At 44.3% G+C, this 24191-nt stretch carries 20 protein-coding genes; 14 read left to right on the top strand and 6 right to left on the bottom strand.

The window, feature by feature from the left end; all coding sequences use genetic code 11:
• The first annotated feature begins 43 nt into the window (after positions 1-43).
• Complete coding sequence (locus DMB88_RS21885) at positions 44-1048, top strand: ABC transporter substrate-binding protein (protein ID WP_128103043.1); 1005 nt, start codon at positions 44-46, stop codon at positions 1046-1048.
• Positions 1045-3090 (top strand): iron ABC transporter permease, encoded by a 2046-nt coding sequence (locus DMB88_RS21880; protein ID WP_128103042.1) that lies wholly within the window; start codon positions 1045-1047, stop codon positions 3088-3090. Before DMB88_RS21885 ends, DMB88_RS21880 begins: the two co-directional genes overlap by 4 nt.
• A 227-nt stretch (positions 3091-3317) precedes the next feature.
• On the opposite strand, the gene DMB88_RS21875 is transcribed toward DMB88_RS21880, so the two are convergent.
• Both DMB88_RS21875 and DMB88_RS21870 read right to left on the bottom strand, forming a co-directional pair.
• The gene (locus tag DMB88_RS21875) at positions 3318-4493 is read right to left on the bottom strand and encodes an aminotransferase class I/II-fold pyridoxal phosphate-dependent enzyme (protein WP_128103041.1); all 1176 of its coding nucleotides are present in this window, start codon (positions 4491-4493) and stop codon (positions 3318-3320) included.
• Between the two features lie 111 nt (positions 4494-4604).
• Positions 4605-6668: a methyl-accepting chemotaxis protein gene (locus DMB88_RS21870; protein ID WP_128104554.1), complete on the bottom strand. Its 2064-nt coding sequence runs from the start codon at positions 6666-6668 to the stop codon at positions 4605-4607.
• A gap of 271 nt (positions 6669-6939) precedes the next feature.
• Between DMB88_RS21870 and DMB88_RS21865 the strand changes: the two genes are divergently transcribed.
• The 3 genes from DMB88_RS21865 (at position 6940) to DMB88_RS21855 (ending at position 11445) form a co-directional block, all read left to right on the top strand.
• Positions 6940-8685: a methyl-accepting chemotaxis protein gene (locus DMB88_RS21865; RefSeq protein WP_128103040.1), complete on the top strand. Its 1746-nt coding sequence runs from the start codon at positions 6940-6942 to the stop codon at positions 8683-8685.
• Positions 8686-8933: 248 nt separating this feature from the next.
• Positions 8934-9959: a leucine-rich repeat domain-containing protein gene (locus DMB88_RS21860; RefSeq protein ID WP_128103039.1), complete on the top strand. Its 1026-nt coding sequence runs from the start codon at positions 8934-8936 to the stop codon at positions 9957-9959.
• A 268-nt stretch (positions 9960-10227) separates the two neighbouring features.
• The gene (locus DMB88_RS21855; protein WP_217363753.1) at positions 10228-11445 is read left to right on the top strand and encodes a glycoside hydrolase family 5 protein; all 1218 of its coding nucleotides are present in this window, start codon (positions 10228-10230) and stop codon (positions 11443-11445) included.
• A gap of 106 nt (positions 11446-11551) precedes the next feature.
• Here DMB88_RS21855 and DMB88_RS21850 read toward each other — a convergent pair whose 3' ends face one another.
• Positions 11552-12271 (bottom strand): SDR family NAD(P)-dependent oxidoreductase, encoded by a 720-nt coding sequence (locus tag DMB88_RS21850; protein WP_128104552.1) that lies wholly within the window; start codon positions 12269-12271, stop codon positions 11552-11554.
• 193 nt (positions 12272-12464) lie between these two features.
• Between DMB88_RS21850 and DMB88_RS21845 the strand changes: the two genes are divergently transcribed.
• The 8 genes from DMB88_RS21845 (at position 12465) to DMB88_RS21810 (ending at position 19123) form a co-directional block, all read left to right on the top strand.
• Positions 12465-13121: a TetR/AcrR family transcriptional regulator gene (locus DMB88_RS21845; RefSeq protein ID WP_128103038.1), complete on the top strand. Its 657-nt coding sequence runs from the start codon at positions 12465-12467 to the stop codon at positions 13119-13121.
• A gap of 26 nt (positions 13122-13147) precedes the next feature.
• The gene (locus DMB88_RS21840) at positions 13148-14041 is read left to right on the top strand and encodes an alpha/beta fold hydrolase (RefSeq protein ID WP_254438295.1); all 894 of its coding nucleotides are present in this window, start codon (positions 13148-13150) and stop codon (positions 14039-14041) included.
• Between the two features lie 192 nt (positions 14042-14233).
• Positions 14234-14815, top strand: coding sequence for a TetR/AcrR family transcriptional regulator (locus DMB88_RS21835; RefSeq protein ID WP_128103037.1), 582 nt, complete (start codon positions 14234-14236; stop codon positions 14813-14815).
• Positions 14815-15321: a flavodoxin family protein gene (locus DMB88_RS21830; protein ID WP_128103036.1), complete on the top strand. Its 507-nt coding sequence runs from the start codon at positions 14815-14817 to the stop codon at positions 15319-15321. The genes DMB88_RS21835 and DMB88_RS21830 overlap by 1 nt, the downstream gene beginning before the upstream one ends.
• Positions 15318-15956 (top strand): NADPH-dependent FMN reductase family protein, encoded by a 639-nt coding sequence (locus tag DMB88_RS21825; RefSeq protein WP_128103035.1) that lies wholly within the window; start codon positions 15318-15320, stop codon positions 15954-15956. Before DMB88_RS21830 ends, DMB88_RS21825 begins: the two co-directional genes overlap by 4 nt.
• Before the next feature lie 376 nt (positions 15957-16332).
• Positions 16333-16692, top strand: a complete 360-nt coding sequence (locus DMB88_RS21820) for a hypothetical protein (RefSeq protein ID WP_128103034.1) — start codon at positions 16333-16335, stop codon at positions 16690-16692.
• Positions 16693-16727: 35 nt separating this feature from the next.
• On the top strand, positions 16728-18512 hold the full coding sequence (locus tag DMB88_RS21815) for an exosporium glycoprotein BclB-related protein (RefSeq protein ID WP_128103033.1): 1785 nt from the start codon (positions 16728-16730) through the stop codon (positions 18510-18512).
• 212 nt (positions 18513-18724) lie between these two features.
• A complete protein-coding gene (locus DMB88_RS21810) occupies positions 18725-19123 on the top strand; it encodes a hypothetical protein (protein WP_128103032.1) in 399 nt (132 codons plus the stop codon).
• Here the strand turns inward: DMB88_RS21810 and catA are convergent.
• The 3 genes from catA to DMB88_RS21795 all read right to left on the bottom strand — a co-directional run bounded on the left by catA (position 19117) and on the right by DMB88_RS21795 (position 23466).
• The gene (gene catA / locus DMB88_RS21805; protein ID WP_128103031.1) at positions 19117-19788 is read right to left on the bottom strand and encodes a type A chloramphenicol O-acetyltransferase; all 672 of its coding nucleotides are present in this window, start codon (positions 19786-19788) and stop codon (positions 19117-19119) included. The two genes, DMB88_RS21810 and catA, sit on opposite strands and share 7 nt — an antisense overlap.
• Positions 19789-19935: 147 nt before the next feature.
• Positions 19936-21858 carry a carbohydrate-binding protein gene (locus DMB88_RS21800; protein WP_128103030.1) on the bottom strand — a complete coding sequence of 641 codons (1923 nt, stop codon included), beginning with the start codon at positions 21856-21858 and terminating at the stop codon, positions 19936-19938.
• 729 nt (positions 21859-22587) lie between these two features.
• On the bottom strand, positions 22588-23466 hold the full coding sequence (locus tag DMB88_RS21795; RefSeq protein ID WP_164848759.1) for a LysR family transcriptional regulator: 879 nt from the start codon (positions 23464-23466) through the stop codon (positions 22588-22590).
• Between the two features lie 136 nt (positions 23467-23602).
• Here DMB88_RS21795 and DMB88_RS21790 point away from each other — a divergent pair, with 136 nt between their 5' ends.
• Positions 23603-24142: a YbhB/YbcL family Raf kinase inhibitor-like protein gene (locus DMB88_RS21790; protein ID WP_128103028.1), complete on the top strand. Its 540-nt coding sequence runs from the start codon at positions 23603-23605 to the stop codon at positions 24140-24142.
• Positions 24143-24191 lie beyond the last annotated feature (49 nt).

Raw genomic sequence — 24191 nt, 5'->3', positions numbered from 1 at the left:
ATTGTTATCATATAAATATATATAAATAGGGGAGAAAAGAAATATGAAAAAGAGTTTGAACGGACTTTTGTTGATGCTAGTATTCGCGCTTGTGCTGGCAGGGTGTGGTCAATCTACTAGCACTACGAATGATACAAGCAAAGAAGCCGATTCGGGCAGTGCCCCTACTGAAGAGACAGCAGGCCCTGTAACGGTGAAGCATAATCGTGGTGAGCTTAAATTAGACAAGCCTGCAGAACGAGTTGTTACATTGGAATGGACTTATACCGAAGATGTGGTTGCTCTGGGCGTTCAGCCAGTAGGTAACGCAGACAACGCTAACTATAAAGTGTACGTGACTTCCGAAGCTGCTCTCGACGATAGTGTGACGGATATTGGAACACGCAGTGAGCCAAACTTGGAGGCCATTGCTGCCCTCAAACCCGATCTAATCATTGCAAATGCTGATAATAATAATGCTGTTTATGATCAACTGAATGCAATTGCACCAACGCTTGAATTTGATCCATACAACGGCGATGGTTATAACTATGACAAAATGACAGAGATCTTCAATTCGATTGCAACTGCACTTGGAAAAGAGGATAAAGCGAAGGAAGTTCTTGCTGACCTTGATCAGCATTATGAAGAAGCGAAACAAAAGCTGGCTGATGCGGGTAAATCAGACTTCCACTTTGCACTGACACAGGCATTTACCTACCAAAACGCTGCAAGCTTGCGTATGTTTACGGATAACTCCGTTGTAATTGGTACTTTGGACAAAATTGGACTTATTAATGACTGGCAGCCGGACAAATTGGAAGGATACGGATTCTCCACAGTAGGCATTGAATCCCTGTCTGCCGTACAAGATAGCAACTTTATTTATATCACACAGCCAGATGATGACGTGTTTGGTACGGCAATGAAAGATAATTCCGTTTGGAATGGACTGAACTTTGTTAAAGACAAACGCACATATCAATTGGACAGCACAACATGGACATTTGGTGGGCCAATCTCATCCAAAGTTCTCGTTGATGGAGTCGTTGGAGCGATTACGCAATGAGTTCGGTTCAAGCTAAGCCAGCCGTGAACTGGCGCACAATAAGCATCTATGGGGGCGGTTTAACCGCTCTCATCGTGCTTTTTTTTGTAAGCCTCTGTTATGGGGAAGCAGCCATTCCATTGCAGACTGTTGTCGATGCTCTGATTGGTAGACAGAATACACTAGAGCATAATATGATCTGGGATCTTCGTATGCCTCGAACCGTTATTGGTATTCTTGCTGGGGGAGCATTAGCTGTAGCAGGTGCTTTACTGCAAACGATTACGCGTAACCCACTGGCTGCATCGGATACGCTAGGTATTAATGCTGGAGCATACTTTATTGTAGTGCTCGGAGCGATTCTATTTCCAAGCTTGCTGAGCCAATCGCCCTTCTTATTTGCTGCTTTAGGTGGATTGGTGGCTGCATTTGCAGCTTATTTCATGGGCGGCGGAAGAACTTCAACCCCGGTTCGACTTGCATTATCAGGTATGATTGTGTCGATGGTACTTGGTTCATTCACAAGTGCATTACATATTTTCTTCTCCATGGAAACACAGGGATTATTCCTCTGGGGCTCCGGAACACTTGTGCAAAATGACTGGAGTGGTGTTGCCTATGCTTGGCCTTGGGTGGTCGGCATTACAATCCTTGCTCTGTTGTTATCTCGGCAGTGGGACATGTTAGAGCTGGATGAATCAACCGCTTCCTCATTAGGGCAGAAGGTTGGGCTTGCTCGCGCGGGTGGTTTGCTCATCGCGGTATTGCTGGCAGCCGTAATCGTCAGCGTTATTGGGCCGATTGGTTTTGTTGGATTGGTTGCACCCCATCTCGTTCGATTAAGTGGAGTGCGTTCCAGTCGATTATTATTACCAGGTGTGTTCATATGGGGTGCTGCACTGCTCATCGGCGCGGATGTACTTGCCAAAATGGTACATAACTCCAGTATGGAGCTGCCAACGGGTGCTGTGATGGCGATCATTGGGGCACCATGGTTAATCTGGCTGGTGCTTACCCGGATGAAAGCAGCGAATGGCGGTGGCATGACCACCTCCATGAGTACGGGTGCACGTCGCCGCTGGGCTTTTGGCCCATTGGCGGTTGTCTTTAGTGCCGCCACGGTACTTCTGATTTTGGTCAGTACGATGTTTGGTGGTATGCGTATTCCATTAGGTGATCTAATACCGAGTCTATTCACCTCGGATGGGTTGTTCTCTGGCATAATTCAGTTGCGTATTCCACGTACTCTTGTTGCTGCAGGTGCTGGAGCTGCCCTGGCTATTAGCGGTGTATTGATCCAGATGGCAGTACGCAACCCACTGGCGGATGCTTCCATCGTTGGGGTATCCTCAGGCGCAGGTCTGGGAGCGATGATGGTCATTATTCTCTGGCCAGGTCTACCGGCATTCCTGCTGCCTATCGCAGCAATTATCGGTGCAAGTATCGCCGCAACCGTCGTGTTCTCTCTTTCGTGGAAGAAAGGATTAAATCCTTCTGCGGTGGTTTTGCTAGGAATCGCGATGTCCGCTATTGCTGGAGCAGGCATCCAGATTTTAATCGTGCGTGGCGCGGTCTATGGAAGCAGCGGATATATTTGGCTGACAGGAAGCACGTATGCACGCACCTGGGAACAGGTGAGAGTCATTGGACTATTTTTAGTCATTCTCGTACCTGTTGCCTGGTGGCTGGCTCGTAGATTCGAGTTATTAGTATTCGATGATAATAGTGCGTCAGGACTTGGCTTAGGTGTACGCAGAACACGGTTACTGGCAATGGCAACAGGTGTATTGTTGGCAGCTGGTGCTGTCGCCTGTGTAGGTACTGTCGGTTTTATCGGTCTGATTGCACCGCATATGGTTCGGTTACTTACTGGGCATAAGTTAAGACGCTCGATGTTTTTGTCCGCTTTAGTTGGTGCGGTTATGTTGGTATTGGCAGACACGATCGGTAGAACGGTTATGGCACCAACGGAGATCCCATCAGGGATATTAATCGCGCTTATTGGTACACCATACTTCCTCTACTTGATGTATCGTTCCAACTGGCGCAAGTCCATCAAGTAAAAGTAAGGTGAATAGATAAGGATATTTCAGCTCAGGTGCACATGTAAAATAAACTTGCAGCCCGCTCATGTAGCGGGCTTTTCTGCATGGACACGATAGGCTTAGTATATTCCTGGATAGCATGAATAAAAAGTAACACAACAAAGAAGAGAAGCACGGTGTTTCCTATAAAGGGAAATCGTGCTCCTCTTCTTAGCTGATGCTGTTGTGTCTAGTTGTTGGTGTATTTAATTTTTAGGGTCTAAGATTCCGCTGGCTTCCACGTATTGAAGTGCTTGTTCCAGCTGTTCCTGACTTTGCACAAGAGCGAGTCTAACATATCCTTCACCAGAAGGACCAAATGCACTACCTGGCGTAACGATCACACCTGTTTGGTTAACCAGGTCTGTTGCGAACTGTTCTGAGGTGGTGTAATGCGCAGGGATCCGCGTCCAGACAAACATTGTTGCTTCGGGCTTCGTGATATGCCATCCGAGCCGGCTGAAGCCATCGCACAGGATATCCCGACGTTCCTCATAAATCGCTCGTACCTGTTCAACTTGTGACTGATCTCCGGTAATGGCTGCAATTGCGGCTCTCTGAATCGGTAGAAACATACCATAATCCATGTTGGATTTTAATTTCTTAAGCACAGAGACAACCGATGCGTTACCTACACAGAAACCAATTCTTGCGCCAGCAAGTCCATAGGTTTTGGACAAGGAATTGAATTCGATACCTACGTCCATGGCGCCGGGCAGGGAGAGGAAGCTCCCACAAGTCTTTCCATCAAATACAAGTTCACTATAGGCGTTGTCATGAAGAACAATAATATTATGCTTTTTGGCAAAGGCAATCAGATCCACGTAAAACTGCTCTGGTGCCATCGCTGTTGTTGGATTGTTAGGGTAAGACACTAGCATGAATTTCGCACGAGCTGCGATATCCTCCGGAATATCCTCTAGTTGAATGACATATCCGTGTTCTTCTTGTTGCGGCATATAATACAATTCGGCTCCAGCGAGTAGAGGCCCATCTGCGAACACCGGGTAACATGGATCAGGAACAAGCACCAAATCTCCTTCATCGACGATGGATAGGGAGATATGTGCGAGTCCTTCTTGTGAGCCGAGTAAAGAACAGATCTGTGTCTTAGGATCCAGATCAACATTATAGCGCTGTTTATACCATGTACTCGCCGCTTGTAATAGCTCACTCTGGTCATTTACCGCATAAATGTAGTTTTGGGGATCTGCCGCAGCTTCGCACAGTGCTGTGATAATATGTGGGGCAGGCGGTATATTGGGTGTTCCTACGCTAAGATCAATCACCGCTTGTCCCTTCTCCAGCCGTTCGCGCTTGATTTCGAGCAGACGGGTGAAGATCCCCTCACTGAAGTGATTCATACGTTTTGCAAATTCCATGATGTTATATCCTCCATTCCTCATCGTACACATATCTATCTATAATAGATGGACTGAGCGTAAATGAGAAGAGCAGGCGTACATGATCCACGTGATACGTGATCCAGATGCTTATTCAACTTTGAACTGTTTGAGTTCTTCTTGCAATTTGCTGGACAGTTGATTCAACTGACTGGATAAGTCAGCAACTTGCTCAATACTATCTAACTGTTCTTGCGTACTCGCACTAACCTCTTCGGTTGAAGCTGAGTTCTCTTCGGTGGTGGAGGAGATAATCTCTAGCGCCTGCAAAATTTCATCTTTGTGCTTATGCACATTGGCGGTATTGGTACTGATCTGAATCATGCGCAATTTCAGATCTTCCAAGTCTTTGTTGATGCTGAAGAATACCTGTTTAGTATCCTCCACGGATTTTGCATTTTCCTCGGCGATTTTCATGCCACGAGCAGTATGCTCAACAGATGTTGTTGTTTTTTCTTCAATAACACGTACTTTTTTATATATTTCCTGGGTCGCAAGGGCGGTCTGTTCAGCAAGCTTACGTACTTCTCCCGCCACAACAGCGAATCCGCGACCTTGTTCTCCTGCACGTGCCGCCTCAATCGAAGCATTGAGTGCAAGCAGGTTGGTCTGTGTTGCAATCTGATTGACCGTGTCCACGAAGCTGGAAATCTCATGACGGCTCTGGTCAATTTCCTGAATAATCGATGAGATGGCTTGTGTGGAATTATGATTCTCTTCGGCCCATTGGGACAGCTGCGCTACTACCGTTAATCCTTGTCCACTCTGATCAGCCGATGTCTGTACCATCGTTTCAATGGCTTGAGCATCGGTGGCGATTTCATCGATCTGACTTGATAGCGAACCTGTTTTGCGTAAAATGTTCTCTGTCTCAATCGACTGATAGTTGGTCGCATTCGCAATCTCATTAATGGCTGTAGATGTATCATTCATCGTTGTAGCCGTTCTTGAAGAGATCGATTGCAGATCCGTTGAGGACTGATTCAGTACATGAGCAGAGCTGCCTACGATTTGCAGCATGCCCTGAATTTTTTGCACCATCGTATTGATACCGCGAGATATTTGACCGATCTCATTATTCGCTTGGGCATCCAGTTGAATGGTTAAGTCCCCTTGCTCAATCAATTTGATCTTGGTGAGCAGTTGTGGAATGGATCTCAATAGGTAACGAAGAGTAATGTAGCAGATGATCACCAATAAAAGGGTAGCTACAGCAAATCCGCCAAGCGTAATCCAGGTGAAGGTCTTCAGTTCTTCGAGAACTTCTTTCTCAGATATCGTTAGACCTACTGCCCATCCGGTATCTTTACTGGTAGCATAACCGATATAACGACGTTCCCCGTTGTCGTCTGTAATAAGCTGGACACCGGATTCTCCAGCGATCATTTTCTTACCGATTTCCCCAAAATCGCCTGTGTTGTCCGTAATGTTTTCTTTTAGAACTTTCTCCTCATCCGGGTGGTACAGAATCTCTCCGGTCTTGGAGATCAGCATGGAATAACCCGTGTTCCCAAGGGAATAGCTTTCCATAATAGCGGGAATGTCTTTGAATGCGATATCCGCTGCGGCAAAGCCGATGAGTTGGTTGTTTTCTTTGATCGGATAGAAAATACCCATAAGTACGTTACCTGCTGCGATGTCGATGTATGGATCTGAATAGTACAGACCGTCTGTAGCTAGAACAGGCTCGTAATAAGGACGTGTCTGGATATCAAAATCTGGCGCGGAAGAGACGCCATCATTTTGCAGCCAGAATCCCTTTCCCTCTAACCCTGCGATCCAAGCATCAGCAAATGAAGGTTCTTCTTTGACGATGGCAGCTAATGTTGCTTGTGTCTCTGCCGCATGTGGTGAGGTTGTCGCCACTGCTGCTGATTCGGTGGTTTCGATATATTGTTGGAAAAGTGTATTCGTCGACATCTGTTTCACGAGTGATCCTTTTTCCTTAAACATCGCATCAAATTCACTGACAATAGCTTGTGTCTTGGTCTGTAGCATGGATTCCTGCTGCTTGATCAGAATATTCCGTGTACTCGAAAACATAAATGTGCCAAGAACGGTGAAGACGACTACGATAATAATTAACAATACAATGGATACTGTGTTCGCGATGCTAGTTACTCTGGCACCGTTGTTAGATCCCCGCTTCAACATTTTTTTCATGTTCCATCTCCCAGATGAGTATTAAGCTAAATGCTTCTAAATATATGTCGGAAAAATAATTAGATTTATGTAGGTTTTTGTAGGTTGAATGAAAATAAATGAAAGGGTTTAGAGCATGTCTACGAGGGCAAAGTTCTTTCACATTTGTGCAATGAAGTAATTATACTTTGTATGGGTATCTAACAAATGGAACCTCATTTTACCGATATATAGTTATCACGATGTGAAATTTAAGTCATATGAACATACCGGGGGAGTACACATGGAACAAAAATCATTACATAGTGAATCCAAAAGGAGGGGAATTAAACATCTGAGATTAACGACAACCTTAATCCTAATGCTTGCAGTTAGTTTAGTGGGTCTATTTGTCTTATTCCTGTCTGGGATATTCGGCATGAATGAGGTAAAAGAGGGACAGGGCAAGCTCTACACCGATCGCTTCCTGCATCAAACGAACATTCTGGAGATCAAAGCGGACTTCTATAACATGCGAGCTAATTATACGAAGCTTCTCGACAAGCAAGAGTATACGGATAAGCAATATGAGCAAGTTCAGAAAAATAAGAGCAATGTAATGGCTGGAATGGAAGAGTTCTCTGCACGATCATTAGATCCAACAGAACAAGAGATTTTTACTGATCTACAAGCTAAGCTTGAAGTCTATGATCAGGATATCGAACGAATTATGAACGTGAAGAAAACAACGGGAACTTACGATGATGAAGAGAGAGATCGAATTAACAAAAGTAGTACAGCCATTGTAGAAACGATCACGAAGCTAAGTACATATAACGAAGAGGAATCCGCAAAGCTATACGCTGCCGCTCAGGAAACCATTAGAGAAAAAGCGGTTATGCTTAGTATTGTGTTGTTATCTACATTTGCTATTCTTGGGGCTGTTTCGTTTATCACGATTCGAAATATTATTGTGCGGATGCGTGCGATCAACCACTACTGTGCTGAAGTGACGCAGGGGAATTTGACAGCTACTCTCGATCCGAATCTACTCCAGGGCAATAACGAGATTAGTGTCATTGCACGTGGAATCCATAGCATGACCGGGGCTACTTCAACTGTTATTACGAGTGTGGTTCAAGAGTCTCGTCAGATCAACGAGATGAGTGATCTAACCAACCAGAATATGTCGGAGCTTAACGAGCGTATACGGGAAGTATCTGCTACCGTGGAAGAGTTATCTGCTACGATGGAAGAGACTTCGGCATATACTGAAAATATGAATCAATCTGTTAATGAGGTGCTCCGAGCTACGGAATATATCTCTTCTCGTACGAAGGAGGAGGCAGAGTCCGCGAACGTTACCAGCGGGAAAGCTGAGGCTCTGAAGCAGGAGGCTAGTGAATCTAGTAAGGCCGCGCAAGACATGTATACAAGTGCAAGTGCGAAAATGAATGAAGCATTGGAACGTGCCAATGCGGTTGACCAGATTAGTGTTTTGTCCCAATCTATTCTGGATATTACGGCGCAAACCAACCTGCTCGCATTGAACGCTTCCATTGAGGCTGCACGTGCAGGAGAGGCAGGAAGAGGATTTGCCGTTGTGGCTGAGGAGATTCGCAAATTGGCAGACGGCTCTAGAGAAGCGGCAGATCAGATTCGGCATGTCACCAGTGAAGTTACTGAATCGGTTGCTCATCTATCCTCTAGCGCTAAGGAAATGCTTGCGTTTATGTATAATCAGGTGGGGAGCGACTATCAATTGCTGGAGAATACGGTCGGGCAGTATCACAACAATGCAGTGGATCAAGCCAATACTGTTAACGATCTTCATAAGACCGCTCAAGAGGTAAAAGAAACGGTCGATACGCTTGTACGAGCGATTCATGAGATCGCAACCGCTAGTGAGCAATCGGCTGCATCGAGTCAGCATATTGCTGAACACATGGTATCCTCCTCGGAGCAATCGTTGCAGGTAGCCGACCAGTCGGATCAAGTGAAGGAAAGTGCTGCACGACTAAACGATCTTGTTAAAGGGTTTAAAATATAGATCCTGAGTTAAAATGAGAATACTTCATCAATAATATGTTGAAATAGAGACAGAAATACACCCTGTTGTACCGAATATGATGGGTCTGAGGCCTTCATGTTATCGGTAGACGGGTGTATTTTTTGTGATGAATATTCCACCGCGTACTTCTCAATTTAATCAGCCTCCTTTACAATTATAGGAAGTGATCGCTAGATCGGTAAATACTACTTTCAATAAAATAATGTGCAAATGGAGGATGGCGAACGATGAGTGAAGTATGGGCTGCTTCAATGAGCGGGGCTCCTTGGACGATCGACAAGATGGATGACGCTGTGAGACATTTGCGGAATCGAGCGACGGTTAGTTATGTTGTTGGTGTAGACAAGCTGGACGATCTCATGGGGCTAGATCAACACGTATTTGCGAAAAGACCGGATTTAATTTTGTACGTATCTAATGTGGAGAAGAATAGTCCTTGCCCAGAGGAAGTGGTGGCACAACTTGCTGAGATGAAGCATGTTACCGCGCTGAAGATCCACCTTCAGCAGAGACAGCATTTGACTCAATTAAGTGCGTTAGAGCGCATGAATTATCTGGAGATCCATTCACCGAAGGCACAATCGCTTGATTTTATTCGGAATTTCAAGTATTTAAAATACCTGTTACTGAGTGGTAAATTCAATGATCTCTCGCCGATTGAGGATTGTATCCGGTTGGAAACGCTTGTTCTGAACTGTGCTATCGAGAAGCTTGATTTTGTTGTAGATCTACCATTCTTAGCGTATCTAGCCATAGACAGCTGTACCTTAAATGACTCACTTGATGTTCTATCTACCTCAAACATTAGCATGCTGCGGCTATCTGCCGTTCGTAATTTAAGCAACATTGATACATTGGAGACATTGAAGAATTTGGTCTATCTGCGGTTGTCTCTTCCCAAAGTAGAACGTTTATGTGATTTCTCCAGGTTGAGCAACCTAAGACAGCTTGAACTAGACTACATGAAGTCATTGCAGGATATAGATCATCTATGGAATGCAAATCAACTAGAGGTGCTTGAACTAAAAGAGATTAATCCAAAGCTTAAGGCGGAGTCCTTTGATCGTATGGCGGAAATGGATCGTTTACGGCAGGTGGATTTTCGTTATATGGGTGTTAATAAAGGACGAATGGATGCCTTACGTAAACATATGGTGGAGGTAGGGAAAGCGGAGCTTCTCTATGAAAATATTCCCGAAGAAAACCGAATTCAATCGATGGCGCTTGCGCATCTATCTCGTATATTGATGTAGAGTAATGCATAATAATATATTCTTCGACAAAATAGATAAATTTCCCAAGAAGTATAGTTCCTTATTTTGCAAATATATGGTATTATTGGGTGACAGATCATTCAATCAGCATAGATGATTAAGGGAATCTATCGGTAAAGTTTGTTACCACTTTTATCTCCTTAAGTTACTAGAAGGGAGGCTCCGTATTCTCCAAGCATTGATTGAATCTATTCACGGAACGGTTATGTAGGTGAGCACAAACTATTCATTTAAATGGAGGTTGGACATGCTTATGAAAATGAAGAAATTAGGCATTCATAGCTTAGCTCTCGTTTTGTTGGCTTCAGTGGTCTTCTCTGGATGGGGCTCTAAGGCATCGGCGGCAACACCGATTACTTCAGATTTCAGATCTTTGTCTGCTTCGCAGATCGTTTATGAGATGGGTGCCGGATGGAATTTGGGGAATTCATTGGAGGCATCAGTCAACGGTACACCAAGCGAGACAGCATGGAATAATCCTACGGTCACTCCAGAGTTAATCAAAAAGGTGAAGGCAGCGGGATTTAATACGATCCGTATCCCTGTGTCCTATTTGAGTCATATTGGAAGCGCTCCCAACTATACGATTAATGCTACATGGTTGAACCGGGTAAAAACGGTTGTTGACTATGCTTACAATGAAGGCCTCTACGTGGTCATTAACATTCACGGGGATGGATTCAACTCTGTTCAAGGTGGATGGTTGCTTGTGAATGGCTCAAATCAAACACAGATCAAAGAAAAGTATCAACGTGTGTGGCAACAAATTGCCAATACGTTCATTAATTATGATGAGCGCCTTGTTCTGGAGTCCATGAATGAAACATTTGACGGTACTTACGGGAATCCGAATCCTGCCTATTATGCAAACCTCAATGCTTACAATCAGATCTTCGTGGATACCGTTCGGAAAACAGGAGGAAACAACAGCGCCAGATGGCTGCTGATCCCAGGTTGGAATACGAATATTGACTATACGGTAGGCAACTATGGTTTCGTTCTGCCAACAGATACGTTCAGATCTTCGACCATTCCGAGTTCGGAAAAAAGAATTATGATCTCGGCACACTATTATTCTCCTTGGGATTTCGCCGGTGAAGAATCCGGTAACATCACTCAATGGGGGGCAACGGCGACTAACCCATCCAAGAAGTCTACTTGGGGGCAAGAGGATTACTTGGAATCACAGTTGAAATCGATGCATGATAAGTTTGTGACACAAGGCTACCCTGTTGTGATCGGCGAATTCGGCTCCATTGACAAAACGTCATATGACTCCACCAACAATACGTATCGTGCAATATTTGCAAAAGCTGTTGCGAAAACAGCCAAAAAGTATAAAGCGGTGCCTGTATACTGGGACAATGGTTACAACGGCCAGCACGGATTCGGTTTGTTTAACCGGTACAACAATACGGTAACTCAGCAAGGAATTATTAATGCAATTATGCAAGGTATGCAATAATCCGTCGTTTGGCGGGACGAATACAAACGGCGCGCTCCTGTTAATAGGAACGCGCCATTTTTAGATTTTTTTGATGCGATATATTGACAATTGTTTAGTGAATGAACTAGGTGTTGGTATCTGTTAGCGCAGGAACGTTTATCTCTTTCACACAAGCCGCATTGGATAGGCTAACGATGCACTTCATAATGGAGACCATATCCTGAAGCGGGATGCGTGTTCCGTTATATTCCTCAAGCGCTCGCTCAGCCCCTTGTTCATAAGGAATTTCGGCTGCAAGCTCCCCAGGGTTAATACACGTGACAGCGATGCCGTCCTGTCTGGTATGTTCTCGTAGTGCTTCTGTAATTCCACGAATAGCAAATTTGGAAGCGACAAAAGAAACCTGTGTGCTACTGGCATTGTTGAGCCCTGCGGTTGAACCGATGAGAATGATCTTTCCTCCTGAAGATTGTCGGAGATGAGGCAATAAGGCCTGAATACATACAATCGTTGAAGTAATATTTACATGGATCAGCTGACTAATATCTGCAGGCTCATCCCGATCGAACGAATAGTGATCCTCGAAGCCTTCCTTTTCCCAGATCCCCACATTGTAGATAAGAACATCCAATTTTTCATTTTTTAACTGATCCGTAACAATGGTAGCGGCATGTTGATCTGCAAGATCGGCCTGTATCCATACTCGCTCTACACCATCATTCAAATTCAGACTCTTGGGCTTACTTCTGGACACAACCCAAACCTTATCGCCCTCCTGAGGCACCCCTCTGACAAAAGCGTCTCCTAACCCTTTACTTGCACCAAATACAAGGTAACTTTTCATCATCATGCCTCTCTTTCTTATATGTATACAAGATATTAATTATTAAAAGGACTACAGGTTCAACTATATCATCTAGTGATATGTAGCTCCAAATTTTGCTAGAGAGAATCATTCAATGAACTTTACGAACTAACAATTGTTAGTTATAATATTAAAAAAAACGAACACTCGTTAGTTTGAAGGGGTAATTTATATGGAAAAAACGTTTGAATCTGAGTGGTTTATAGATATCAATGGGGATAGGATTCAGAACGCTAATAAAAATCTCATTCTTCATGTTGCAATCGATCTTTTTTCTCAAGATGGATATAATGCTGTCTCAATTAGAGATATTACGAGAAAGGTAGGAATTAAGGAAAGTTCTTTGTATAACCATTTTAGTAATAAGATCGAGATACTAGAAACGATTTATTTTAATTTTCGGATGGACGTAGCCAATATTATTCCACCACAAGAAGGTCTGGATGAGATTGTGTCTTCTATGGATATTGAAAGATTTCTCATACAAGGTTTGAAGAATTTTATGGATCATATTGAGAATCCGAAGATGGAGAAGATCTGGAGAATAATCTATTTGGAGCAGGTAAGAGACGAGAAAGCAAGATCAATTTATTTAAATGATATTGTTGAGGGTATGTCAAATTTTATGGAGATCGTATTTAAGAAATATTTTACATTAGGACAAATTCAATATCACGATCCTAAAATGCTTTCGGTTAACTATCAATACCCGTTGCTTCAAATGGTCTCTCTGTATATTTTGAAAAGGTTGGATGGGGAGAAAACTACAGAAATTGAGCAAAACATGATGGAACATATTCGCTTTTTTGTAGGCATAGTTCGAGTCTAATACTACATAAAGGAGGAGGGACAGGAATGAATGTGGAGAAACGTGTAAATCCGGTTTATAGAAAGAGGGGAAACCCCGATCTTGTAATGAATGCTTATAATAATACACTTAAGCAATGGAAAGTACCCTTTGATTCAATATATGTGTCTACTTCTTTTGGTTCAGTACATGTGCTCGTTTCTGGGAAAGAAAATGCTGAACCCATGGTGTTACTGCATGGGTTTGGATTCAGTTCGACGATGTGGTCGGAAAACATTAGCGCTCTTAGCGACCATTACAGGGTATACGCCATCGATTTTCCGGGTGACATCAATAGGAGTGTTTCAGCCCAGTCAATCAAAAATAAAACGGACTGTGCTTTATGGTTTATAGAGATGATGGACAGACTTCATATTGATCAGGCTCATGTGTGTGGGCATTCCTATGGAGGATTTCTTACATTAGTTCTTGCTAGTAGAGTATCAGAACGTATTCGGAAAATCGTGATCATTAGTCCTGGTGCGGGATTACAGCCGCAGAGCATACGCTTTTTCATACGTTGTCTATTGGCGGGAATGAGGCCTACAACCAAAAGAATTCAAAATCTAATGGATTATATGACTGGTGATGGAAATATCATTAATCAGGCAATTAAGAATCAGTTTCTAGTGTCTATGCAAAATGCTCTTCCACGGACAAAGTTGTTTGTCTCATACATAAAGGACAATGAATTAGAACAGATTACCGTTCCCGCATTACTACTAATTGGAGATCAAGACATACAGTATGATGTCGAACGAGCTATTAAACGAGCCAGAGAAACCATAAATGGTATTGAAGCTATTGTTGTTCCCCATGCTGGACACGGGCTTCCATTAGAAAAATCAGAAATTGTGAATCGGTTCATGCTAGATTTTCTTGGACGGAAGATGAATAAATAAACGGTTCCAATTTAAAGAATCTAGAGCGAAAAACTGTTAATACAAACATGAGCAAAAACTACTGCTAGAAATAGAGTTTTTGCTCATTGTGTGAAAAGAATAAAGTTATTCAGAAATTAATCTTAACACTGTAAAGATTATATGATACAATCTTTACAGTGTTAAGATGTTAAGAAGGGAGGACTTTATTTCATGAAGGAAAAGCCGTACCACCATGGCAATCTGCGAAGTCAACTGATTGAAGCAGGTATTCGACTAATTAACGAGGATGGTTTAAAGAGCTTTTCACTGCGCCGGGTGGCTGCAAAATGTAACGTCAGTCACACCGCGCCCTATAGTCATTTTGAAAATGTGGATGAATTACTTGCTGCTATGGGGGAGCATGTGACGGCACAATTTATGAACAAGCTTCACACCGCCATCTATGGACAGGAAGACAGCCGCGAAGCAGTTTCTTTGCTCGGTCAGGCGTACATTGATTTTTTTGTGGATCATCCGCCTTATTTTCAGTTCTTGTTCTATCATTCTAAAATTTCGATTAATCTGGATAACTATGACCAAGATGATTACCCACCGTTTGTACTGTTTCGCACGACTGCATATCGTATGTTTCGTTCCGTTGGCCTGCCCGAAGAGCAATGTCCACAACAGTTAATTGCATTGTGGGCGATGGTGCACGGTATAGCCTCACTGCTCACCAACAATGGTGTTCGTTTCTCTGGAAATTGGCGTGATTATATCACGATCCAAACTCCATTTCAGGAGGGGAAATAATGAAAATGTTAATTCACGATTTGCCTGAACAGCAGTTGAGTCAGATATATAATCCTACAGATGCTTTGGAGCTGGACGTTGTCACCAACAATGGCTCCATTCGCAAATGTGTTGGCTGTTTTGGATGCTGGACCAGAACGCCTGGGGTATGTATTATAAGGGATGATTATCAACATATGGGAGAACGTCTCTCCAAAATCGATGAGCTGATCATTGTCAGCGAGTGTATGTATGGAAGCTATAGCCCTTTTGTGCTTAACGTACTTAACAGAAGTATCTCTTACGTGTTGCCTTACTTCATTACGAAGAATGGGGAGACTCACCACAAGCAACGGTACAAAAATCGCTTCGCCTTGTCAGTCCATTTTTATGGTGGAGACATTGCGGAACATGAGAAGGAAACAGCGAAGAAGCTTGTTGCTGCCAATAGTCTTAACTGGGCTTCTACCAATAATAGTGTGTTCTTTCACACACATGTCCAAGATGTTAGGGGGATGCTGCAATGAAAATCGCGATGATTAACGGAAGTCCCAAAGTTAGACAAAGCAACTCTGCTTTCATGCTACAAGCTCTGGAGCCTCTTATCCATGAAGAGCATGAAGTTAAACACTTCCCAATTCGCCAGAGAGCACTTACAGAAGCGCAGTTCATTGAACTTTGCGATATGGATGTACTGGTTATTGCATCGCCACTGTACGTGGACGGCCTGCCATCCCATTTATTTAGTACGCTTGTCACCTTAGAGAAATTTATGAAAAAAGAACGTAACAAGGATATTTATCTATATGTCATGATGAACAATGGGTTTTATGAGGGACACCAGAATCAGATTGCTATTGAAATCATTCAAAATTGGTGTCTACGCACTGGCGTTACCTTTGGACAAGGCGTTGGGCAAGGTGGTGGTGAGATGTTGGGTTTTCTAGAAAAGGTTCCACTTGGGCAAGGCCCTCTTCGGAATCTCGGCAGAGCAATCCAAGAACTTGCACACCATATTAATACACAAGGGACGGGACAATCTCGCTTTTTCAGTCCCAATTTCCCACGTTTTGCTTGGAAATGGGCAGCCAAGCATTCGTTCTGGGAGGCTACTGCCAAAAAGAACGGCTTGAAGAAGAAGGATATATTGCGGAGATTGTAGAGACAGACATAAGAACAGCACATTAGATTACATAAAAATTGACCAAGTAAACACGAAAAAAAGTCTTAAGCTGCGGCTGTTTCCATATAATTTACTGGAAACAGTCGTTTAGTTTCTTCTGGAAATCATTTTGGCTAAGACACAAAGAGTCAACCTGCGGGTAACAATGGAAAAAACTCATAGTTGCACTTGCATTATTTCTCCTCCTTGCTGTACATAATCCAGCCTTTTATAGCTAAGCACTGGGTGTAGACTGTTATTGTTTATTGATAATGGTGAATTTGCCCGCTGTCTTTGATCCGCACCGTTGGCTTAGTGTCCCAATATACGAAATACTTCCAGAGTTAGAGGTTCATAAAAAGGTGGGATGGGGAAAATGAGTATTTTATCAACTGGGCCGATTGAAAATAGCCCCGTTTCTGGCGTTAGACCGACACAACAGGTCACGATTAGATTGGTCAATCGCGCTAATGTGGATTCAGTAACCATTTTATTGCAGGGTTATGTATTAAGCACAACAAGAACGCTGTATGTGCATGAAGTAATCAGTGTGGCGCCTAACGAAGTTTTGAGCAAAAATTATTTCGCAGATTTGGATGCTTTTGAGTTTACTTTTGAGACTAGTACGGAAGGTGTTGAGGAAGTAGGGATTTCAGTGTGGGGCAAACAAGCGTCCGGGCAATTAGTTGATGCACATCGGATAGTGGTACACGAAACAACAGTTAAGGACATCTAGCAGGTAGAATTCACTCATAAGAGGAGGATGTGGCGATGAGTTTTTTATCAACAGGACCGATAGAGAATAATTCTGTTAGCGGTGTAAGACCGACTCAGTCCGTTACGATCAGAATTGATAATCGCAGCAATTCAGCAACTTCCACTATACAATTACAAGGGTATTATATGACTGATGGATCCAGGATTCTATATGTCAGTGAGTCGTTCGACATTGCACCAAATCAAGTGATAACCAACAATTATTTTGCTAATTTTGATGCGTTCGAGTTTACTTTTTCAACAACAGCGGTGGTTAATGATCCTGTTCAAGTATCCGTATGGGGAAAAAGCAGCACAGGCTCTTTGGTAGCAGCTCATCGTTTGGTTTCTTCAGAATTGCTAGGTGAAATCCCAAGCATCACCGGCGCAACCGGGTCTACAGGAGCGACAGGTACACCAGGTACAACGGGAGCGACAGGAGCAACTGGCACGCCGGGTACAGCGGGAGTAACAGGAGCAACCGGCGCACCGGGTACGACAGGAGTGACCGGAGCGACCGGCACCGCGGGTACAACGGGAGTGACGGGAGCGACCGGCACGGCGGGTACAACAGGAGTAACGGGAGCAACCGGCACCGCGGGTACGACGGGAGTAACGGGAGCAACAGGCACCGCGGGTACAACGGGAGTGACGGGAGCAACCGGCACCGCGGGTACAACGGGAGTGACGGGAGCAACCGGCACCGCGGGTACGACGGGAGTGACGGGAGCAACCGGCACCGCGGGTACAACGGGAGTGACGGGAGCAACCGGCACGGCGGGTACAACAGGAGTAACGGGAGCGACAGGTACACCAGGTACAACGGGAGCGACAGGAGCAACTGGCTCGCCAGGTACGGCGGGTACGACAGGAGTGACCGGAGCAACCGGCGCACCGGGTACGACAGGAGTAACGGGAGCGACCGGGACAGCGGGTACGACGGGAGTTACCGGAGCGACCGGCACGGCGGGTACAACAGGAGTAACGGGAGCGACCGGCACGGCGGGTACAACGGGAGTAACAGGAGCAACAGGCACCGCGGGTACGACGGGAGTGACCGGCACAGCGGGTACGACGGGAGTAACGGGAGCAACCGGCACAGCGGGTACGACAGGAGTGACCGGAGCAACCGGCACCGCGGGTACGACAGGAGTAACGGGAGCAACAGGTACACCGGGTACAACGGGAGTGACGGGAGCAACCGGCACGGCGGGTACAACAGGAGTAACGGGAGCGACCGGCACAGCGGGTACAACAGGAGCGACAGGTGCAGCAGGTTCTGGAGCGATCATTCCTTATGCATCGGGACTTCCAGTCGCGTTGACTACAGTATTAGGTGGACTTTTAAATACCTCGAGTTTGGTTGGTTTTGGCAACAGTGCCACAGGAATAAGTATTAACGGAGGCATTATTGATCTCACGGGCGCTGCAGGCACCTTGCTTAACTTTGCTTTCTCAGCATCTCGTGCAGGAACGATTTCTTCACTGGCTGCCTATTTCAGCACGACAGCTGGGCTTAGCTTGGTGGGATCTACAGTAACCATAACTGCACAACTGTTCCATTCCACTACACCTAATAACACCTTTACAGCTGTACCTGGTGCATTGGTTACCTTGGCTCCTTCACTGACCGGCGTTTTGGCACTGGGCACAATATCCAGCGGATTGACCACGGGACTAAGTATTCCAGTAGCTGCGGGTGACCGCCTGCTTATGGTGTTCTCGGCATCCGTAACAGCCGGAATTGATGTAGCTACAACCTTGGCCGGATATGCAAGCGGCAGTCTTACTATCACTTAACAGAATTTCACGCTTTGTATCAAATTCATAAACAGGGAGCTCCTTGCGGATCATGCTGAGGGGTAACGTAGTACTTGATATGAAACCTCTATAATAGACAGAGATAAGAAAGTCGATTAATCTGTCTATTATAGAGGGATTTTTTTATGGACGACCTCTTACGTTTTCCGATTACAGCTTAAGCCAACGAAAGACGAAGGAGGATATGATTCATGCTTTCATTGAAACCAGAACGATTAGACTACCGCATCTCTACAACCGAGATGGAGGTTCGTTATACAGAACAGAATGGCGTGAATATTAACGTTGATGTTACACCGCTCGTAGAATCCGGAGAAATGAAGTATCACCAGATGAAGTTGAGTTTTTCTAATGTGGCTGAGCTTCGGTGTATTACACTTAATTTCTATGAGGCAAACCATAATACATACGAGATGAATGGAAGTAACCCAGATACAGGTATATACCAGGTTAGGGATTCGCAGTGGCTTGAACAAGAACGTGAAAAATACGATCCAACGGATCGACTGCAGCTAAAGCATTATATTGTGGTTGGTTATGACAGCTATGCTGAGCTTCTGGCTTCTACATACACCGTTGATATTCAGTGAGGATATTTAACGCCCTTCAGCCAATCTGTACATTCTGCTGCTAATTCTTCAAGTTCATTAAACAACAAGCTAGCATGATACCCGTCGCATACTGCATGATGGAATTGAACCGATAGAGGTAGCAGAACCTTATCATCTTGGCGAAGGAATTTCCCAATCGTAAAAATAGGAAGTAAATAACGCTCTCCCGAATAGACGTTTAAGTTGAATCCAGTGAAATTAACCCACGGTATACATGAAATGGGGAACGTGTTCGGCGGCACATTGGGATTAGGAAATAATTGATCTGCATTATGGTATTTCGCCGTTTCTTCAAGGTACCGTTGATAAAATGTTGGAAAATGCTCACTAAACGCTGTCCAGATACTTGAGAACGTTCGATGTTCCTCATGAAAGATCGTGAAGCTAGGAGACATCTGTTCCCAAACCCCTAACCGTCCTTCAGGGTCAAAAGAAGTCCGGAATTCACGATGTCGATTAACGACTTTCGTAATCATATAGATTAAAGCCGGATACAGCTTTATGCCTGTCCGCTTAAGCTCCTCTTGCATCCGACTGATATCAATCTGCACAGTCATACTGTAAGTGCAACAGACATGGTTGAGATAATGTTCAAAATAAGGCTTTCTCCCCCATTGATGCATATCAATGATATTAAAATTCAATGTTCACCCTCCTAAAAATAAAATATTTAATTTAGGAGGGTACATCCACTGCTTTGACCATTTCCTCACTCCTCGTGATTTACTTATTGGATAATGCTCAGTACAGCTATAGATCGATTCGAAAGAGCACTCTCTTAGGTGCTTGAATTATTGGGAATGCTCAAGGTAGTCGATGTATGCATCCCATGTACCATTATCTGTGGTGACCACCAGCTTAACCTCCTGATTCCCTGTGGCATGGGTAACGTTCGACAGTGTCTGCACTGTGGGTTGGGTTCCAGTGAAGTAGAAGGAGCCAGCTGTTACTCCACCAATCACCAGATCAACACGGGCGGTATTATTGTTGTTGGACGCTCCGCGAACCGAAAAGTTGTGAGTTGGGAAGGCAAAATATTGATTATATGCCGCATAGTCATTATTTGCATATAGAGCTACGCCATTAAAAGGAGAACTGATCAGGCCAGCATAGGGACCACCGATGGTCATTGTTTCAGTTTCATAACGGCTCACGACAGGGTTGGGATTCGGAGTAGTGCCTGAGCCGGATGTGAATTGCCAGTAATCCAAGTTGAACAAGTTCCCATTCCCCGTGCCGGCAAATACTAGATACAGATCATGTACCCCCGCAGCATTGGTCACATTCGTCTCTAGCTCTCTCCAAGTCTGTGAACCGCCAGTTGGACTTACGTTCAAAGTTCCAACTAGAGGGCCAGTTGGACTGTCCAGTCTAACCTCAATGTTACCATTTCCTGTAGAAGCGACATTGGCCTTGAATTTTGAAGCACCAGCCGAGCCAAAATCAACATTACTCACAGCAACCCAGTCTCCATTATGAATGTTCGTCACGTTCTGGTTAGCAATCGGCCCACCGCTCGCTTGGCTCGGTTCAGTTGTAACTCCCGCTTGCCAGCCGATGGTCTCAGCTTCTACGCGAACATACGGATTCAGGTTGGCAATTTGGGGAACACCAGCCATGTTGCCTTGTACCTCCTGAATCGTTCCATTCACGTTATGTGTCAGCATGTTGATGTGCGTCGAACGATATCCTTTACCATCGCCAAGAAATGCTTTGCTTACTGTTTGTGCGTGATACGCGACATACCATTGATTGTTGAACTGGAACACGGCATGATGGTTATTCCCACCTACGCCGAAGAACGTTGCGGGATTTTTGAGAAAATGTCCTTGATACGTAAATGGACCCATTGGACTGTCACTTACCATATATCCGATTTCGCCTTTTGGATATGCCGCAGGATGTGTCCCCGCAAAGTTGATGCAATAGGAGTAATAATATTTGCCATTGTATTTGTGTATGCCCGAATCCTCGAACATATAAGGGGCATCAATCGTTACAGCACTTCCTACCACACTGATCATATCCGCGCCGAGACGAATCACCCGAGCTGTTTTTGGATTAGCGATGGATGCTGCATTATTGGCGTCTGGAATACCCCCACCCGCGTACAGATAAGCCGAACCATCGTCATCGACAAGAACAGCCGGATCGAATAACCAGGTTACCCCAGCCATACCCGGTGTGCTATGTGTCAGAAGTGCACGTCCCAGCGGATCTGACCAAGGGCCGATAGGTGAATCACCTGTTAGTACACCAATACCGCCACCGGAATTTGCAAAATAGAGAAAGAATTTATCTTTGCCACCGATCGTTTTCTTCGCCATTGCAGGAGCCCAGGATTGGGTTGCCCACTTGGCTATACCTTGACCGTTATTGGCATTGTTCGCACCAGCTACTGGAATAGAGCCATGATCTGTCCAATTCACGAGATCGGAAGAGGAGATTACATTGATTCTGCCGATGGTACTGTACTGGTTCTCTCTAATGGAGCCATCATTGTTATACAGATATGAATCACCCGTCATATATACATAGACCCGATTGTTATGTACAAGCACATACGGGTCTGCTCCCAATTTATGATCGATAAGGGGGTTGGCGTTCCCAGGGAGCTTGGCAAGTGGTGCATTGGCTGCATGGCTTGATTGAGCGGGGAAGAGGAACAGCACCAGAAGAAAAGACATTATCATGGCAAGGGGTTTACGGATCATACATTTCGCCTCCATAAGTTAAAATGTGAAAACGGGAATGACCTCACTTCACCTCCGTTCTTCTTGTATTTCTTCGTCGTTAGATCTGGGATGCATCATCTATGGCTCAAGCCATACGACTTGCACGGCGTGTACATATCACGACGGCCACGGACAGCTATAACCCAACAGTAATTTTGCAATCGAAGGACGCTGCTAGAAACGCTATAATCTCTCCGGTTGTTTGTTGCAATCGCTTTCAATACAATGGATTAAATGATATCAATCCATAAAAAAACGAAATTAATTGTAATTATTTTTCATATTTTCTTTTAAATGTTTATTAACTTGACGCTATCATATCATATTTTTGCTAGAATACAATCACTTTTTATCTAATTTTGTAAACGTAACTTGATTAGAGAGGAGAGGTTGAGATGGCGGAAATACAAACTTGGCGGGTTTTACATTGGAGTGCTTGCTCTATGCAATGATAAGGGGCAAGCGTGCCATGGAACACAAACAAGCCTGCAAGAAGTGCAGGCTGAAATTGAATTGACCGGCTTTTGACATATGCATAATGATCGTTGGTCAGAGTCTACCCTGCGATATACTGTTTCACTAAAAAATCAGGAAAATATCGCTTTCCGTCATCAAAGGAATCCATTTGCGAAAGGCCATTGTGCTTGCGGCTTGTCCGTCCTTTTGATAACTGGCTCAAAAGTAGAAGCTTGCGATCATGGAAGTGATCTATGTGAACTGCTTCATAACTTTGCTAATAAGCGCTCTACCCGCCTGACTCAGGAATTTGTCAGATCGATAGATGATACTAATATCTCGTTCCGGGGTGGGCTCGATCAGATTGATTATGTGATAGAACCGCTCATCCCAGGATTGCAAAAGTGGTTTGGGCAGAATAGCTGCACCGACATTATTTTTAACTAATCGCATTAAAGAAATCATGGCAGACGTTTCAATAATAGGACTCACGCTAAAGTCTTGTTCTTCACACAGGCTATTAATTAATTTACGGCAAGGATGATGATCGGGAAATAACACAAGCTTCCAATCTTTAAGTTCATTCAGTGTTACCTCAGAACGTACTGCTAACTCACTGTTTTTAGATACAGCTACTGCAAATTGCTCTGTATACAAAGGCAAATGAATGAGCCTACTGTCATGGATTACAGGAACTGTCGTGATGCCAATATCTATGCTGCCTTCCAGCACCTCTTCTACAATTCGATCGGAGTCTTGGATCAAGAGCTGAATGTTGGGAAACGTTTGGTGAAATTCAATCACAGCAGGTGTCAATAGCTCATCCACATCACAGGGGAGTACACCCAACACTAATTTGCCACGTTGCATCGTCCGTAAGTCATTAATCGCATCATAGGCATAGTCTAGATTTCTAAAAATTTGGGTGCATTGGTTATAGAGAATTTGGCCTGCTTCTGTAACTAAAATCTTCTTGCCTAGCCGATCAAATAAAGGCGTCCCAATCTCTTCCTCTAACGCTTTGATCTGCTGACTTAGAGTCGGTTGTGCAATGTTTAACATCTCGGCTGCTTTGGTAAAATGCAACTGTTCACAGACCGTCTTGAATGCTTCTAAATGTCTCAACTCCAAATGGCTTCTCTCCAATCATTCAAAATCACAATGATTATAATTAAAACTATCTATTTTTACAATGAAATAATGTTTGTTATACTTCGATCATGGAACGGCCGCTCCTACATATAAGAGAACAACGTGGAGGTTTATCATGAGAAGTGAACAAAATAATCCGTTTGCAAGATTGCCTGAAGTGGCTAGTTTTAATGTGACAAGTTCTGATATTACTGATAATAGTGTGTTATCTGCTCCGCAACTCTCGGGGAAATTCGGAGTAGAAGGAGGGCAAGATATTTCGCCTGAATTGAAATGGTCTGGTGCTCCAGAGGGAACCAAAAGTTATGCGGTTACCGTATATGACCCGGATGCACCAACAGGATCTGGATTCTGGCATTGGTCCGTCTTTAATATCCCTGCTAACGTGACAGCATTGGCAACAGGAGCAGGTCATGAGCATGGTTCAGGTTTGCCGGATGGCGCTATTCAATTGAAGAACGATGGGTTGTTTGCAGGATTTATTGGTGCAGCGCCACCAGTCGGAGACGGTCCGCATCGTTATTATTTTATTGTACACGCTCTGGATGTTGAGGATCTCGGCGTTCCCGCTCATGCCACACCGGCATTTTTAGGGTTTAACATGTTAACTCATACATTAGGCAGAGCCGTAATCGTAGCCACATTTGAAAGGTAAGAGGATGTAGTGCTGTCCTTGTAAGATGAGGATTCTCCAGGAATGTCTG

Source organism: Paenibacillus sp. DCT19, from assembly GCF_003268635.1.
Taxonomy (GTDB): Bacteria; Bacillota; Bacilli; order Paenibacillales; family Paenibacillaceae; genus Paenibacillus.
This window is presented reverse-complemented; position numbering and strand designations above follow the sequence as displayed.

What these genes read in the sequence shown, in the direction of transcription:
- DMB88_RS21885 (WP_128103043.1), top strand. Translation starts at nt 44, where the DNA reads ATGAAAAAGAGTTTGAACGGACTTTTGTTGATGCTAGTATTCGCGCTT.
- DMB88_RS21880 (WP_128103042.1), top strand. Translation starts at nt 1,045, where the DNA reads ATGAGTTCGGTTCAAGCTAAGCCAGCCGTGAACTGGCGCACAATAAGC.
- DMB88_RS21875 (WP_128103041.1), bottom strand. Translation starts at nt 4,493, where the DNA reads ATGGAATTTGCAAAACGTATGAATCACTTCAGTGAGGGGATCTTCACC.
- DMB88_RS21870 (WP_128104554.1), bottom strand. Translation starts at nt 6,668, where the DNA reads ATGTTGAAGCGGGGATCTAACAACGGTGCCAGAGTAACTAGCATCGCG.
- DMB88_RS21865 (WP_128103040.1), top strand. Translation starts at nt 6,940, where the DNA reads ATGGAACAAAAATCATTACATAGTGAATCCAAAAGGAGGGGAATTAAA.
- DMB88_RS21860 (WP_128103039.1), top strand. Translation starts at nt 8,934, where the DNA reads ATGAGTGAAGTATGGGCTGCTTCAATGAGCGGGGCTCCTTGGACGATC.
- DMB88_RS21855 (WP_217363753.1), top strand. Translation starts at nt 10,228, where the DNA reads ATGCTTATGAAAATGAAGAAATTAGGCATTCATAGCTTAGCTCTCGTT.
- DMB88_RS21850 (WP_128104552.1), bottom strand. Translation starts at nt 12,271, where the DNA reads ATGAAAAGTTACCTTGTATTTGGTGCAAGTAAAGGGTTAGGAGACGCT.
- DMB88_RS21845 (WP_128103038.1), top strand. Translation starts at nt 12,465, where the DNA reads ATGGAAAAAACGTTTGAATCTGAGTGGTTTATAGATATCAATGGGGAT.
- DMB88_RS21840 (WP_254438295.1), top strand. Translation starts at nt 13,148, where the DNA reads ATGAATGTGGAGAAACGTGTAAATCCGGTTTATAGAAAGAGGGGAAAC.
- DMB88_RS21835 (WP_128103037.1), top strand. Translation starts at nt 14,234, where the DNA reads ATGAAGGAAAAGCCGTACCACCATGGCAATCTGCGAAGTCAACTGATT.
- DMB88_RS21830 (WP_128103036.1), top strand. Translation starts at nt 14,815, where the DNA reads ATGAAAATGTTAATTCACGATTTGCCTGAACAGCAGTTGAGTCAGATA.
- DMB88_RS21825 (WP_128103035.1), top strand. Translation starts at nt 15,318, where the DNA reads ATGAAAATCGCGATGATTAACGGAAGTCCCAAAGTTAGACAAAGCAAC.
- DMB88_RS21820 (WP_128103034.1), top strand. Translation starts at nt 16,333, where the DNA reads ATGAGTATTTTATCAACTGGGCCGATTGAAAATAGCCCCGTTTCTGGC.
- DMB88_RS21815 (WP_128103033.1), top strand. Translation starts at nt 16,728, where the DNA reads ATGAGTTTTTTATCAACAGGACCGATAGAGAATAATTCTGTTAGCGGT.
- DMB88_RS21810 (WP_128103032.1), top strand. Translation starts at nt 18,725, where the DNA reads ATGCTTTCATTGAAACCAGAACGATTAGACTACCGCATCTCTACAACC.
- DMB88_RS21800 (WP_128103030.1), bottom strand. Translation starts at nt 21,858, where the DNA reads ATGATCCGTAAACCCCTTGCCATGATAATGTCTTTTCTTCTGGTGCTG.
- DMB88_RS21790 (WP_128103028.1), top strand. Translation starts at nt 23,603, where the DNA reads ATGAGAAGTGAACAAAATAATCCGTTTGCAAGATTGCCTGAAGTGGCT.